At 62.3% G+C, this 14,173-nt stretch carries 10 protein-coding genes; 6 read left to right on the forward strand and 4 right to left on the reverse strand.

Annotated elements, in window-relative coordinates:
* Positions 1-26: 26 nt before the first annotated feature.
* Positions 27-1,544: an HD domain-containing phosphohydrolase gene (locus tag ACB028_RS06475; protein ID WP_042028494.1), complete on the reverse strand. Its 1,518-nt coding sequence runs from the start codon at positions 1,542-1,544 to the stop codon at positions 27-29.
* Positions 1,545-1,874: 330 nt separating this feature from the next.
* Here ACB028_RS06475 and ACB028_RS06480 point away from each other — a divergent pair, with 330 nt between their 5' ends.
* From ACB028_RS06480 to ACB028_RS06505, 6 genes are all read left to right on the forward strand, one after another.
* Positions 1,875-2,678, forward strand: coding sequence for a siderophore-interacting protein (locus ACB028_RS06480; protein WP_371143803.1), 804 nt, complete (start codon positions 1,875-1,877; stop codon positions 2,676-2,678).
* A gap of 281 nt (positions 2,679-2,959) precedes the next feature.
* Positions 2,960-4,933 carry a TonB-dependent receptor domain-containing protein gene (locus ACB028_RS06485; protein ID WP_223380470.1) on the forward strand — a complete coding sequence of 658 codons (1,974 nt, stop codon included), beginning with the start codon at positions 2,960-2,962 and terminating at the stop codon, positions 4,931-4,933.
* 71 nt (positions 4,934-5,004) lie between these two features.
* Positions 5,005-6,021 (forward strand): iron ABC transporter permease, encoded by a 1,017-nt coding sequence (locus ACB028_RS06490; RefSeq protein WP_354688315.1) that lies wholly within the window; start codon positions 5,005-5,007, stop codon positions 6,019-6,021.
* A 7-nt stretch (positions 6,022-6,028) separates the two neighbouring features.
* Positions 6,029-7,066 (forward strand): FecCD family ABC transporter permease, encoded by a 1,038-nt coding sequence (locus tag ACB028_RS06495; RefSeq protein WP_371143804.1) that lies wholly within the window; start codon positions 6,029-6,031, stop codon positions 7,064-7,066.
* On the forward strand, positions 7,066-7,869 hold the full coding sequence (locus ACB028_RS06500; RefSeq protein WP_042069963.1) for an ABC transporter ATP-binding protein: 804 nt from the start codon (positions 7,066-7,068) through the stop codon (positions 7,867-7,869). The genes ACB028_RS06495 and ACB028_RS06500 overlap by 1 nt, the downstream gene beginning before the upstream one ends.
* Before the next feature lie 59 nt (positions 7,870-7,928).
* Complete coding sequence (locus tag ACB028_RS06505) at positions 7,929-8,846, forward strand: ABC transporter substrate-binding protein (RefSeq protein ID WP_371144001.1); 918 nt, start codon at positions 7,929-7,931, stop codon at positions 8,844-8,846.
* Positions 8,847-8,920: 74 nt separating this feature from the next.
* Here the strand turns inward: ACB028_RS06505 and ACB028_RS06510 are convergent, their stop codons facing one another.
* The 3 genes from ACB028_RS06510 to ACB028_RS06520 all read right to left on the reverse strand — a co-directional run bounded on the left by ACB028_RS06510 (position 8,921) and on the right by ACB028_RS06520 (position 14,055).
* Positions 8,921-9,283: a copper-binding protein gene (locus ACB028_RS06510; protein WP_371143805.1), complete on the reverse strand. Its 363-nt coding sequence runs from the start codon at positions 9,281-9,283 to the stop codon at positions 8,921-8,923.
* Between the two features lie 34 nt (positions 9,284-9,317).
* Positions 9,318-12,467: an efflux RND transporter permease subunit gene (locus ACB028_RS06515; RefSeq protein WP_371143806.1), complete on the reverse strand. Its 3,150-nt coding sequence runs from the start codon at positions 12,465-12,467 to the stop codon at positions 9,318-9,320.
* Positions 12,468-12,540: 73 nt separating this feature from the next.
* Positions 12,541-14,055: an efflux RND transporter periplasmic adaptor subunit gene (locus ACB028_RS06520; protein WP_371143807.1), complete on the reverse strand. Its 1,515-nt coding sequence runs from the start codon at positions 14,053-14,055 to the stop codon at positions 12,541-12,543.
* Positions 14,056-14,173: the final 118 nt, after the last annotated feature.

Consider the following 14,173-nt stretch of genomic DNA (forward strand, 5'->3'; position numbering starts at 1 on the left):
CGCAGGCCAATGTGGGAAGGGGACGGCTAGTGCTCGCCGATATAAACATCCTTGTACTGTTCGCGGATCTCGAGGAACTTGTCCAGATTGGCCATCATCAGCTCGACCAGGCTGGGATCGAAATGCTCCCCTTTCTCCTCTTCTATCAGGGCCAGCACCTTGTCCAGTGGCCACGCCTTCTTGTAGCAGCGATCCGAGCCGAGAGCATCGAACACGTCGGCGAGAGCCACGATGCGCCCCTCCAGCGGAATATTCTCCCCTGTCAGACCGCGGGGGTAGCCGCTGCCATTCCACTTTTCATGGTGGTTGCCTGCGATAGTGGCCCCAATCTGGAACAGCGCCAGATCGCTGCCGGAGAGCATGTCCTGACCGAGCTGGGCGTGGGTTTTCATGATCTCCCACTCTTCCGGGGTCAACTTGCCCGGTTTGTGCAGGATGGAGTCCGGGATCCCCACTTTGCCTATGTCATGCAAGGGCGATGCGCGCTTGATAAGCTCGCTCTGCTCCTCGCTCATGCCAAGCAGCAGGCAGAACAATTCGGTATAGAGCGCGACCCGTTTGACATGCAGTCCCGACTCCTTTGAGCGGGTCTCGACCAGTTCACCGATGCGATAGATGATCTCCCGCTGGTTGTCGGCGATCACCTCGTTGAGCCGGATATTCTCCAACGCCACTATGATGTTCTCGGTGAACAGGGTGAGCAGACCCGTGTCCATCTGGCTGAGTTGGCGAAAGGTCTCGATATGAAACAGCAGATGGTGGCGCGGATTCTGGCAGTAAAGCACCATCTGCTCCGGGGCGTAGACGTTGGCTCGGCTGGCCATGGCCTGGCGCAATATCTCGGGGGCGTCACTCAATCGCAGCGGGGGCAAGCCGGGCAGCAGGGGTTCGAGTATCTGATCCCGCACTTCATAGGCCGACTGCTTGAGATCATAGATCTGGGTTTCTCCCAGATGAAGCAGGGCCGTCAGCTGGGCCTGTGCCCCTTCGACAAACTGGCGCAGGGCCCGCTTTTCAAAGATCCCCTTGGAGGCCTCGATGACCTTTTCCAGCCCCTGGCGATTGCTCTCCAGAGTGCGGATATCCCGATAGGAACGCAGGCTGGCACGCAGCAGGGTACGAAGCTTCTGGGAGGTAAGCTCGGTTTTGTCCTTGTAGTCGTTGATGTCGTAGTTGGTGACCACGTCATCTTCCGGGGCCTGGCCAGGTTGCCCGGTACGCAGCACGATGCGCACCATCTTGTTTTGCAGCTCGTCGCGAACAAACTTCACCACATCCAGGCCGGCATGATCGAACTCCATCACCACATCCAGCAGCAGCAGGGCGACATCAGGTGTTGTGGCGAGCAGCTCTTTGGCCTCGGCAGCGGAGTAGGCATGCAGAAACTCGATGGGACGATTGTCAAACTCGAATTTGTTCAGGGTGATCTTGGTGATGCGATGAACTTCGGGCTCATCATCCACGATCATCACCTTCCAGCCAGCCTGTTGGCTATCGGGAAGGACGATATCGTCATCATCAATAATCAGGATCTGGTCATCCATCATACAATCCTGTTTGGCATCTTGTGCTTACATTAACTGCTTCACTAAGGATAGGAAACTTATTGAGAAATAAAATTTGATCGCGAAAAACTGTGGTCGAGCGCCGTGGCATGGCGGCCTGCCCAGGCTCTCTCAAAACCGCCGTACAGCCATGAACAGGGGCCGGCTAGTAGGGGGAAATCCCCCCTTCGTCATGGCGCCGCGAGCCTGGTTCCAGTGACTATGATGGCACACTCCTGATACAAACCGATGAAACGGGAATAAATCGCATTTGATACTGATTCTTGTTTGCGTGTAGCATGGGTAATCTACTGCAAGAGGAATTCATCTGTGTCCCCAACTCTGCCTCCCAACCGTCCCCGTCTGTTGAGTGTCAAAGCCGTTACCCAAATTACCCCCAATCTGCGCCGGATCTGTTTTACCGGCAGTGAGCTGGCCGACTACCCCTACATCTGCGGCGGTGCCCACATCAAGGTGATGCTGGCACAGCCCAACCAGGCAGAGCCCGTGCTGCCGACCATGACGCCAAACGGTCCGCGCTGGCCGCAGCCGGCAGACAAGCCCATCATCCGCACCTACACATTGCGAGCCTTTCGCCGCGAGTCCCTGGAGCTCGACATCGACTTCGTGCTGCACGGTGATGGCGGGCCTGCCAGCGCCTTTGCCTGTCAGGCCAAACCGGGGGACAAGGCGATCCTCTCTGCGCCCGGTGGCCCCAATCCCATGCTGCCAGCGGCAGATCACTACTGTCTGGTGGGGGATCTGACCGCCTTGCCTGCCATCATGGCGATGTGCGAAGTGATGCCTGCCGATGCCAGAGGGGAGATCGCCATTCTGGTACCCGATCAGGCCGACGCCCTGCCGCTTTCCCTGCCCAGCGGGGTGCGTTGCCACTGGTTTGTCGGCGAGCCTGAAGCAAGCGGCCTGCTGGAGCATGTTATGGGCTTGCCCCTTGAACGGGAAGGAGGCTTCTTCTGGCTGGCAGGGGAAGAGGCGCTGGTGTTGCCGCTGCGTCGCCATGTACGCGGAACTCTGGGGGTCGATCGCCAGGCCATTTATGCGGTGCCTTACTGGCGCAGAGGCAAGAGCGAGGAGGCTTACCATCAGGCGCGTCACGAAGTGATGGATAATTAAGCGGACGCGAAAGAATACCCGATTCATTTCTTGCAAATAAAAATGATTTGCATTTAGTATTGCGCCGTTCCGAAATCGGTCGGTACGGCGCCTTCATATAGAGAAGGAACCGCCCTGGATGGCCAGGCTGTTTTCTGCCCGAGCCGACTGATATCAGGGCGAAGAAGCATGGGCCTGTGCTCGTGCCATAAGCAGCCCAATCACTCAGCGCCGGGTCTGGCAAGGTCAGACAGGGATGTCGGTGGTGTTGGCCTTTTCCTGTTCTATGTGGAGTGTTGATGATGCGTACATCATCCCGACTATTTGCAGTTCATCCTCTGGTGTTGTCCCTTTTTGCCTTGCCGGCCGTGGCACAAGTACAAACCGGCGCGGCCGATCCCGCCCATGAAACCCTGGTGGTCACCGCGACCAAGACTCGCCACAGTGAACTGACGGCGCCCGCCAGCGTTTCGGTCGTGACCCGTGCCGAGCTCGACAAGCTCAACGTCAATGACCTGACCGGGGCCTTGAAACAGCTGCCCGGGGTCAACATCAATCCGGCCACCAGCTATGGCCGCAGCGAGATCAAACTGCGCGGGCTGGAGGGGGACTACACCCTGCTGCTGGTCAATGGGCGGCGCATCAGCTCCCGCGATGCCCTGACTTCCGGTTACGGCAACGACTTCGATCTCTCCGCCATTCCCATGGCCGCCATCGAGCGCATCGAGGTGATCCGCGGTCCCATCTCCTCCCTCTACGGGGCCGATGCCCTGGGGGGCGTGGTCAACGTCATCCTGCGCCAGCCCAAGGAGCAGACCGAGGCGGCTGCAACTTACACCTTCAGCGATCCGACCGATGGTCACGGCGGGGACGTCAACAAGGCGAGCGCCTATGTGGGCGGCGCGCTCATCGACAACAAGCTGCTGGCCAACTTCGTGGTGGAAGGCAACCACAGGGATGCCTGGCAGAGCGAGCAGAGCATCAACCCCAAGGCAGATGCCATCGAGCAGCGCGAGAAGCTCGGCATGCTCTCCAACGTCAAGTGGCTCATCGACGAGCAGCAGGATCTGGATGTCGGCATGAACTACGCCAAGGACGATCGGGAGGCGCACTGGAACAACTACGGCCAGACGCCGCGCAACATCCAGCAGATGGAACGCCTGGGGCTCAATGCGACCCACGTCGGGCGCTGGGATCTGTTCGACAGCCGGGTTGGCTACGCCTTCGAGCAGGTCGACCTGTTCGATGACTCCGAGCTGATGAGGGTCCTGACCAAACAGAGCGGCGATGTGACCCAGACCAACCATACCTTCGACGGCCAGCTGAGCGGCAACCTTGGCAGCCACCTGTTGACCGGCGGCGCCGAATACCGCATCACCGAGCTCAAGCACAACGTCAGCCTCAAGGGGAGTGATGTCAGCGTCGATCAGAGCGCCCTCTATCTGCAGGACGAGTTTGGCTTCGGCGATCTGGCCCTGACCCTCAGCGGCCGGGTCGATCACCACGAGACTTACGGCACCGAGTTCAGCCCGCGCGGTTATGCCCTCTACAGCCTGACCGACAACTGGGTGGTCAAGGGGGGGATCGGCAAGGCGTTCAAGGCACCGACCATCGCCCAGTCCAACGCCGATTACGGGATTGCTGCCTGTCGCGGTCGCTGCGCCGTGGTGGGCAACCCGGACCTGAAACCCGAGACCGCCGTCAGCTATGAACTGGGCACCACCTATGACGCCACCGTGTGGGGGGCCGGGGTGACCGCCTTCCACAACGACATCAAGGACAAGATCCAGAGCGAGGGGTGGACCTCCACCTGGCGCCCCTCCGTGATGACTTATCGCAACGTCAGCAAGGCCCGTATCAAGGGGCTGGAGTTGAGCGGCTGGTTCGATATCACGGATACGCTGAGCCTCTCCGGCAACTTCACCCTGATCGACGGGGAAGACAAGACCACCGGCAAGGATCTCTACAAGACGCCGGAGCACACCGCCAACGCCACCCTGGAGTGGCAGGTGATCGACACCCTGAGCACCCGGCTTGGCTGGAACTACACCGGCAGCCAGATCCTGCCCGTGCCACGTCTGAGCGGCACCACCTATGAAAACACGGCGGGCTTCCACACCCTGGATGCCGGCGCCGTGTGGAGTGCCACCCGGGCGCTGGATGTGAAGTTCGGCCTCAACAACCTGACCAACACCAAGCGTGACTGGGTCGCGACCGAGGCGGATCAGATCCTCGAGGGGCGCACCGTCTACGCCGGCGTGGCTTACAAGCTGTGATGCGTTCGGGGAGCCCGCGGGCTCCCCTTGTTCCCTGATTCAACCATACATATCAACAAAAGGAGCCAAGGGTGCTTAGACACCAGACGTATCTGCTCTGGCTGGGATTGTTCCTCCTGTTCATGCTGCTTTGCCTCTCCCTGGCCACTGGTGCCGGGGTGTATGGCGCCCGTGAAGTGATAGGTTATCTGGCGGGGGATCCCCGCTTTGCCGGCGACGAGAAGCTGGCCATGGTGCTCGATACCCTGCGCCTGCCCCGCACCTTGTGTGCCATGGTGGTGGGCGTTTCTCTCTCGCTTGCCGCCTCCTTGCTGCAAAGCGCCACTCGCAACCCGCTGGCCGAACCCGGTCTGCTCGGGGTCAATGCCGGCGCCGTCTTCGCCCTGGTGATCGGGCTCACCTGGTTCGGGGTCGAGTCCGCCTACGGTTATCTGCTCTGGGCCGGGCTCGGTGCCCTGCTTGGCAACCTCATCGTGCTGGGGCTCGGCATGATGATAGGCCGCTCCAATCCCCTCAAGCTCATCCTGGTAGGGGTGGCGCTGTCTGCCACCTTCGGCGGCCTTTCCAGCTTCTTGCTGCTCTCCAACAAGATGGTGCTGGAGCAGTACCGCTTCTGGAATCTGGGCTCCCTCGCGGGGGCCGATATGGACGCCATCATCGCCGTGCTGCCGTTCGTGCTGCTCGCTTTCGCCCTCACCCTGCTGCTCTGCCGCCAGCTGACCCTGATGCAGATGGGGGACAGTCAGGCCCAGGCGCTGGGTATCCGGCCGACCCGGGTGCGGATCGGCGTGCTGCTGGCCGCCACCCTGCTGACCGCCAGCGCCATCGCCATCGCCGGCCCCATCGGTTTCGTCGGCTTCCTCGCGGCCTACTGTGGCCGCCTGGTGGAGCCGGTGAAGCTGTCGGTACAGGTCTGTTTCTCCGCCCTGTTCGGCATGTTGTTCCTGCTGGTGGCCGACATTCTGGCGCGCTGGTTGATCCAGCCGTTCGAGCTGCCCAACGGGGTCATCCTGGCATTGATCGGCGCCCCCGTGCTGATCGCCATCGTGCGTCGCGGGGGCTTTCGTACCCTGCTGACCGTCAAATGAGGCGCTGATGCTTACACCGACCGATATGCTCTGCCTGCGAGCGAGCGAACGTTCCATCCTGCTGCATCTGCCGAGCTGGCGCTGGCTGACGCTGCTGGCCCTGGCCCTGGCAGCCTTGATGCTGCTGGCCTTGAGTGTCGGCAGCGGCAAGCTGGGTTTTGCCGGCGTGCTCAACACCTTGCTGGGGGAGGGCTCGCGCCTCGATGGGATCACCCTGTTCAAGATCCGGCTGCCCCGCATTCTGGGGGTGATAGTGGCGGGGGCGGCCATGGGGCTTTCGGGCTGTCTGGTACAGACCCTGATCCGCAACCGGCTGGCAACTCCTGACATGGTGGGGGTCAATAATGGCGCCTCCCTTGGCATCATCATCTTCTCCCTCTACCTGACCCTGGGCAGCTGGCCCTGGTGGGCTGCGCCGCTCGGCGCCATCTTTGCGGCGCTGGTGCTATATGCCCTCTGCCGCAAACCCGGTGAACAGGGTTACCTGTTCGTGGTGATCGGCATTGGTCTGTCCGAGATGCTCGAGGCCCTCGGCCAGTTCGTAATGTCCACCAAGGCGCTGCTGCACTTGAGCTCCCTCTACCTGTGGAACATGGGCAGTTTCATCGCGGTGAGTTACAACACCATCAACCCCATCGTCATCTTGTTGCTGCTGCTCTGCCCCTGGATTATCTACCTCTCCCGCTCCCTGGCGGTGCTGCGTTTTGGCCCCGAGATGGCGCGCTCCCTCGGGGTCAATGGCGACAGGGTGCAGTTGGGGATCCTGGCTCAGGCCATTCTGGTGGCGGCCCTTGGCACCGCCATCGGCGGTCCCGTGGTCTTTATCGCCATGGCGGCGCCCATCCTCGCCTCTTGGCTGGTGAAGGACAGAGTCGTGCCGCTCTGGCTGGCGGCGCTGAGTGGCGCCCTGCTGCTGCTCGCCAGCGACACCCTGGTTCGAGTGCTGGCCAGTCCCCACGAGGTGGCGACCGGCATCATGACCCGCATTCTCGGCGGCCTCTTGCTGCTGTTTCTCCTTGTTCACGATCGCCAGAGGGCCGACTGATGACGCTCACCGTAAACCGACTCCATTTCGCCTATCAGCAGACCACCATCTTGCGCGATATCTCCTTCAGCGTGCCCAAGGGCAAGCTGGTGGGGATCGTCGGCCCCAACGGCTGCGGCAAATCGACCCTGCTCAAGCTGCTTTGTGGGCAGATGGCCCCACAGAGCGGGGAGATACTGCTCAAGGGCAAGCCCCTGACCAGTTACCCCATGAAGGGGCTGGCGCGTGAGCTTGCCTATCTGCCCCAGCGGCCGACCCTGCCCGCCGGCATCCTGGTGGAACAGCTGGTGCAGTACGGCCGCCACCCCCATCAGGGCTGGTTCAATCAGTGGAGCGAGGAAGATGCGCTCATGGTGCGATCGGCCTGCGAGCGGATGCAGCTGGAGGGGATCTGGCACCAGAGCGCCTCGTCGCTTTCCGGCGGTCAGGCGCAGCGGGCCTGGCTGGCGATGATCCTGGCCCAGGACAGCGACATGGTGCTGCTCGACGAGCCTACCAGCGCCCTCGATATCGGCCACCAGACCGAGGTGATGGAGGCGATTCACCGCATCACCGCCGAGGGCAAGACGGTGCTGCTGGTGATCCACGATTTGGCGATGGCGGCCCGTTATTGCGACGAGCTGATCGCCATCGGCGACGGGGAGATCGCCGCCATGGGCCCGGCCCGCGAAGTGGTGACCAAGCCCCTTATCGATCGCCTCTACCAGACCAGCGTCGATATCCTCCACGCCCCCGGCGATGGTGCCCCCATCATAGTGCCGCGTCGTCACTATGCTGATGATGCCGTGCGCCGGGCGAGTTGAAGCCATGACCCTGAATACCCTTTATACCAACGCAGTACCTCAAGAGAAGGAGTGAGATGATGAAGCGTTTTGCCTCCCTGGCCGCCACTATCCTGATGCTGGCCGCGCCCCTGGTTCAGGCGCAGGAGATGCGTCAGGTGACCGATGCGTTTGGCCAGAGCGTCCAGGTACCGGCCAATCCCCAGCGGGTGGTGACCTTGAGCGAGATTGATCTCGACAGCGCCCTCACTCTGGGGGTGACCCCGGTTGGCGCCGTCAATGGTCGCGGTCAGCCGACCCTGCCGCGCTATCTGTTGGACAAGGTGGGAGAGGGGATCCCCGTGGTCGGGGATCTTGGCAGCCCCAACCTGGAGACCCTGATCACCCTGGAGCCGGATCTGATCCTGACCGGTCCCACCACCCCGGAGCAGCTGGCGCTGCTGCGGGAGATTGCCCCGACCGTGGTAACCGGCCAGTGGACCGACGGTTGGCAGCCGTTGCTGCGCCGTGTTGCCAGCGCCCTCAACCGTGAACAGGAAGGTGAGGCATTCCTGCAACAATACGAGGCGCGCCTGCAGCAGGCGCGCACCACCCTGGCCAGGCATCAGGGGGAGAGCATCAGCATAGTGCGCTGGAATCCCAAGGGGCCGAGCTTCATGTATCCGGGCACTTTCGCCAGCAGCGTAGTGGAGTCGATGGGGCTGGTGCGCCCGGCCCAGCAGCAGGGCAAGGGGGTACCCCACTCCCCGGCCCTGAGTCTGGAGTCCCTCAATCTGCTGGATGCAGACTGGCTGGTGATCGGCACCCTGAGTGCCAGCGGCGATGCGGTGGAAGCGATGCGCCAGGCCGAGCAGACCCCGGCCTACCAGCAGCTGCCGGTGATCAGGGAGAAGCGTTTTGGCGCCGTGGATGGCTCGCTCTGGACCTCGTCCGGCGGCCCCCAGGCGGCGCTCAAGGTGATCACGGACGTGGAGACCCTGCTGCAAAAGCGTGGCTGACGAATCCATCCCGACCCGATGAAACGAAAGAGGGAGGCTTGCGCCTCCCTCTGTTTATGGTCGTTGTTGACGGTTTATTGCGGCTGGATCTTGGTCAGCAGCAGCTTGCCATCGCGCATCTCGGCATGGAAGTTGACGGCGTCACCTACCTTCATCCCCTTGAGCTGGGCCGGCTCGACCAGGGTGAACACCATGGTCATGGCGGGCATCTTGAGGTTCTCGATATCCTCGTGCTTGATCCCCACCTTGCCATTTGCCTCGTCGATGCGGGTGATGACCCCCTTGGTCATCACCATCTCCTTCATGCCCTCCATCTGCTGCATGTCACCCATCTGGCTCATGTCGTGCCCTTCGTGGTTCATCATCTCTTCGGCTTGTGCGCCGGTGTGGGTGGCAAGGCCAAGCAGCAGGGTCAGTGTCAATGTCTTGTAGTTCATGATGTTTCCTTGTTTGTCAGTGTTGTCTGATTGATCAGGGCGCAGCCTGAGTATCTGTCTGCGCAGGAGCGTGTTCCAGTCGTTTCAGGGTGCGGACGCGCCACAGGTAGTAGGCCGCCGGCAGTACCAGCAGGGTCAGTACCAGCGCCGTCACCATGCCGCCAACCATGGGGGCGGCGATGCGCTGCATCACCTCGGAGCCGGTACCCTGGCTCCACATGATGGGCAGAAGGCCGGCGATGATGGTGACCACCGTCATCATCTTGGGACGCAGACGCAGGGCGGCGCCGTGAATGACCGCCTGGTGCAGGCCGGCCTTGTCCGGTTTGCCACTGGCCACCAGATCGTCCCAGGCGTGGTTGAGGTAGACCAGCATCAGCACGCCGGTCTCCACTGCTACCCCGGCGAGGGCGATAAAGCCGACCCCCACCGCCACCGAGAGATTGAAGTCGAGCAGCCAGACGGTCCAGATCCCCCCGACCACCGCCAGTGGCAGGGTAGTGAGGATGAGCAGCACCTCCTGGAAGCGGCGAAATGCCAGGTAGAGCAGCAGTACGATAATGGCGACGGTGAGCGGCACCACGTAGGCGAGGCGTGCCTTGGCCCGCTCCATGTATTCGTACTGACCGGACCAGCTGAGGGCGTAGCCGGCCGGCAGCACCAGCTGCTTGCCAACCTCGGCCTTGGCCTCGTCGACGAAGGAGCCGATGTCGCGGCCACGGATATCCACATAGACCCAGCCATTGAGGCGCGCGTTTTCACTGCGCAGCATGGGCGCCTCATCGCTGATGTAGACCCGGGCCACGTCCGCCAGGGCGATCCGCTCACCCTTGGGGGTGACCAGGGGCAGCAGCTCCATGCTCGCCACCGAGTCGCGATAGCTCTGGGGATAGCGCAGGTTGATGGGGTAGCGCTCGCGCCCCTCAATGGTCTGGCCCACGTCCATGCCGCCCACCGCGGTGGCGAGCACCGCCTGCACGTCGGCGATGTTGAGACCATAGCGGGCCGCTTTGAGCCGATCGATATCCACCTTCACATAACGACCGCCCGCCACCCGCTCGGCGTAGACGGAAGAGGCCCCCTCTACCTTGCCGATGATCTGCTCAAGCTCTTGGCCTATCTGCTGGACCACCTTGAGATCGGGGCCGGCAATCTTGATCCCCACCGGGGTCTTGATGCCGGTGGCCAACATGTCGATGCGGGTCTTGATGGGGGGCACCCAGGCGTTGGTGAGGCCCGGGAAGCGGATGAGAGAGTCGAGCTCCTCTTTGAGCTTTTCCGGGGTCATGCCGGGGCGCCACTGATCCCGGGGCTTGAGCTGGATGCTGGTCTCCATCATCACCAGGTCGGCGGGGTCGGTGGCGCTCTCAGCGCGCCCCGCCTTGCCGAACACATTCTGTACCTCGGGCACGGTGCGGATGAGCTTGTCGGTTTGCTGCAGGATCTCTCGCGCCTTGCCCACCGAGATGTTGGCCGCAGTGGTGGGCATGTACATAATGTCCCCCTCATCCAGCGGCGGTATGAACTCGGAGCCCAGATACTTGAGCGGCCAGAAGCCGATCACGGTGACCGCCAGCGCCACCGCCAGGGTGGTCTTGGGGCGAGCCAGCACGGCGTTGAGCAGCGGGATATAACCCTGACTCAGCCAGCGGTTGAGGGGGTTGGCCTGCTCGGGCAGCACCTTGCCGCGGATGAAATAGCCCATGATCACCGGCACCAGCGTGATGGCGAGCGCGGCGGCAGCAGCCATGGCGTAGGTCTTGGTGAAGGCCAGCGGATGGAACATGCGCCCTTCCTGCGCCTCCAGGGCAAACACCGGCAAGAAGCTCATGGTGATGATGAGCAGGGAGAAGAAGATGGCGGGGCCGACCTCAATGCTTGCCTCGGTGATGATGCGCCAGCGGTTCTTGTCGGTAAGCTCCTCCCGCTCCATGTGTTTGTGGACGTTCTCTATCATCACGATGGCGCCGTCCACCATGGCGCCGATGGCGATGGCGATGCCCCCCAGCGACATGATGTTGGCGTTGATCCCCTGCAGATGCATCACGATAAAGGCGGTCAAAATCGCGATAGGGAGGGTGATGACCACCACAAGCGACGAGCGCAGGTGGAACAGGAAGGCGAGACAGACCAGCACCACCACGGCGAATTCTTCCACCAGCTTGCCGGAGAGGTTGTCGATGGCGCGCTGGATAAGGTCGGAGCGATCGTAGACGGTGACGATCTCCACCCCTTCCGGCAGGCTGGAGTTGAGCTCGGCCAGCCGTGCCTTGACCCCGTCTATGGTGTGCTGGGCATTCTCGCCATAGCGCATGACGATGATGCCGCCCACCACTTCCCCTTCGCCGTTGAGCTCGGCGATGCCGCGCCGCATCTGGGGACCGGTGACTACGTCCGCCACGTCGCCCAGCAGCAGGGGCGCGCCGCGCACATTGGTGCCGAGGGGAATCTGTTTCAGATCCTCGATGCTCTTGAGGTACCCGTTGGAGCGCACCATGTACTCTGCTTCCGCCATCTCGATGACGGAGGCGCCGGTCTCCTGGTTACCCTGCTCGATGGCGGTCTGGATGAGCGACAGCGGAATGCCGTAGGCACGCAGCTTGTCCGGATCGACCCGCACCTGGTACTGGCGCACCATGCCGCCCACGGTGGCGACTTCGGAGACGCCGTTGACCGTCTGCAGCTCGTATTTGAGGAACCAGTTCTGCAGGGACGTGAGTTCGCTCAAGTCGTGCTTGCCTGTTTTGTCCACCAGGGCGTACTGGTAGACCCAGCCCACCCCGGTGGCGTCCGGCCCGAGCTGGGGCTGGGCCCCGGCAGGCAGGTTGGGGGCAACCTGACTCAGGTACTCCAGCACCCGGGCGCGTGCCCAGTAGAGATCCGTGCTGTCGTCAAACAACACATAGACGAAGGAGTCGCCGAAGAAGGAGTAGCCGCGCACCGTGGTGGCGCCCGGCACCGCCAGCATGGCGGTGGTGAGCGGGTAGGTCACCTGATCCTCCACCACCTGGGGCGCCTGGCCCGGGTAGGAGGTCTTGATGATCACCTGCACGTCGGAGAGATCCGGTAGGGCGTCCACCGGGGTTTGCTTGACCGACCAGAGGCCCCAGGCGGTGAGCATGACAGTCAGCAGCAACACCAGAAAGCGGTTGCCGACGGACCAGCGAATGATGGCAGGGATCATGGTTTGACTCCTCCCTCTTGGTGCGGGATCGGCCGCTGGGTGTGGTGACTGCCAAAGCGAATGATGGCGGGGATCATGATTTATCCCCCATCTGGTGCTGGCTGTGATCCATACCCTCCATGCTTGTCATCTCATCCTTGGCCTCTTTCATTGCGTCGCCCGTGGCCGGTTTGTTTTCCACATGGATCTGGATGATGCGGTACTCGTCCCCCTCCTGCTCTACCTGCAGATGCAGGGTCTGGTTTGGTTTCAGTTGGCTGATGTCCACACCGTCGGCCACGCTGAAGTCCATCTCCATCGCGGGCCACTGCCACTCGGGGATGGGCTGGTGGGAGATGCCGAGGGTGCGTCCGGCGAGATCGATGTTTTGCACCTGGCCCTGGGTCCACACCTGCATGGGACGCACCGCTGTCATGCGCTGGAAGTCCGAATCGATGGCCGATTCGGAGTCGAGCAGGAACTGGGCCGAGCTGACGATGTTGTCACCGGCTTCGACCCCCTCATCGATGGCGACCTTGTCACCAAACTGGGGGCCCAGGGTGACGGCCACCGATTTGAAGTTGCCATCCCCCAGCGCCAGCACCAGTCTGTCCTGGCTGCCGGTGCGGATCACTGCTTCGCTCGGCACCACCAGGCGGGGTTCCCCCTTGCCGGTGCTGATGCTCACCTTGGCGAACATATTGGGTTTCAAGAACTCGTCCGAGTTGTCAAAGCGCAGGCGTACCCGCAGGGTGCGGGTGCTGGCATCAAGCGTCGGGTAGAGGTAGTCCACCCGTCCCTGCCAGCTGCGGCCCGGGGCATAGTCCAGAGTCATGGTGACCGGATCGCCGACTCTGATCTGGGCGGCCTGGCGCTCGAACACCTCGGCGCTCACCCACACCTGTTTGAGGGTGCTGATGTTGAACAGGGGCGCGGCGGGTTCCACATACTGGCCTTCACGCACCTTGAGCTCGGAGACATAGCCGCTGCTCGGGGCGTAGATGCGCACCGTCTCCTGCACCTTGCGGGTGCGCTTGAGCGCCGCTATCTGATCCGCCGGTACCTGCAGGGACTTGAGCTTGCCCTCGGCGGCGCGCAGCAGCAGGGGATTGGTAGTGTTGAGCGCCAGCAGGTATTCGTGCTGGGCGTTCACCAGATCCGGGGCGTAGAGATCGTAGATAAAGCTGCCTTTGGTGACCTGCTGCCCCTCGTTCTTGATGGCGAGGTTGCGGATCCAGCCCGCCATCCGGGAGTTGATGGCTTCGAGGCGCTCCTCGTCATAACCCACGTAGCCGACCGTCTCGATCTGCTGGTGGATGAGGAGTTTCTCCACCTTGGCCAGCCGTACTCCCAGGTTCTGCTGGATCTCGGGGCTGATGGTGACGGTGCCGGGGGAGCCGCCCTGCTTCTCTTCATAGACGGGGATGAAGTCCATCCCCATGTTGTCCTTGGCGGGGGCATCGCGCTTGTCGCGGGGATCCATGGGGTTGACCCAGTAGAGCGGTGTCTTCTCCTTGGCAACCGCGGTGACTGTCTGTTTGGCCGCCCAGTAACCGCCGCCGGCCCCGAGGGCGAGCAGCAGGGCGGAGACGAGCAATTTCTGGCTCATAGGAAACCTCCCAGGCGCAGGGAAAGGGGGGCAAGGGCGCACGGATGCGCGACTGCGTATTCACTAAATCGGACTGATGACATGGACCATCTTCTCTTCTGTCGGATCGCCGGGCCGG

It is taken from the genome of Aeromonas sp. S9(2024), assembly GCF_041403185.1.
Taxonomy (GTDB): Bacteria; Pseudomonadota; Gammaproteobacteria; order Enterobacterales; family Aeromonadaceae; genus Aeromonas; species Aeromonas enteropelogenes.